The organism is Mesorhizobium sp. WSM4846, assembly GCF_055811415.1.
The window spans coordinates 1-959 of record NZ_JBVVPZ010000102.1 but is presented as its reverse complement, the minus strand read 5'-3'; the positions used below and the strand labels follow the sequence as shown (position 1 = coordinate 959).

Sequence of the window (959 nt, the reverse complement as noted above, 5' to 3'; positions counted from 1 at the left end):
AATTTCTGCGCCAACAATTATCTTGGCCTCGCAGATAGCGCCGACTTGCGCGATGCGGCCAAGCAGGCACTCGACCGATACGGCTACGGCATGGCGTCGGTGCGTTTCATCTGCGGCACACAGGAGGAGCACAAGCAGCTCGAGGCAAAGATATCGAGCTTCCTCGGTATGGAGGACACAATCCTCTACGGTTCCTGCTTCGACGCCAATGGCGGTCTGTTCGAGACGCTGCTTTCCGAGGAGGACGCGGTCATTTCCGACGCGCTGAACCACGCCTCGATCATCGACGGCGTCAGGCTCTCCAAAGCAAAACGCTTTCGCTATGCCAACAACGACATGGCGGCGCTCGAGGAGGAATTGAAGAAGGCCGAAGGCAGCCGCTTCAAACTGATCGCCACCGACGGCGTTTTTTCCATGGACGGCATCATCGCCAATCTCCAGGGCGTCTGCGACCTCGCGGAAAAGCACAATGCCATGGTGATGGTCGATGACAGCCACGCCGTCGGTTTCGTCGGCGAGCACGGCCGCGGCACGCCGGAATATTGCGGCGTCGAGGGCCGGGTCCATATTCTCACCGGCACGCTCGGCAAGGCACTGGGGGGTGCCTCGGGTGGCTACACATCGGGCAAGAGCCAGGTGGTCGACTGGCTGCGCCAGCGCTCGCGTCCCTATCTGTTTTCCAACACGCTGATGCCGGCGATCGCCGGCGCCTCGATCCGAGTTTTCGAACTGATCCAAAATGGCGATGCGCTGCGCCAGCGCCTCTCTGCCAATGCGGCGCGGTTCCGGTCTGGAATGGGTAAGCTCGGCTTTACGCTGGCCGGAGCCGACCACCCGATCATTCCGGTCATGCTCGGCGATGCGACGCTGGCGCAGGAGATGGCGGCGCGCATGCTGCAGCGCGGCATCTATGTCATCGGCTTCTCGTTTCCGGTGGTGCCGAAGGGCCAGGCGCGCAT

General features: G+C 62.1%; 1 protein-coding gene. It reads left to right on the top strand.

What is annotated here, in order from left to right; genetic code table 11:
• Positions 1–959 (top strand): glycine C-acetyltransferase (locus tag AC0L15_RS33195; protein WP_473498414.1); only part of this gene is annotated, 959 nt, incomplete at both ends.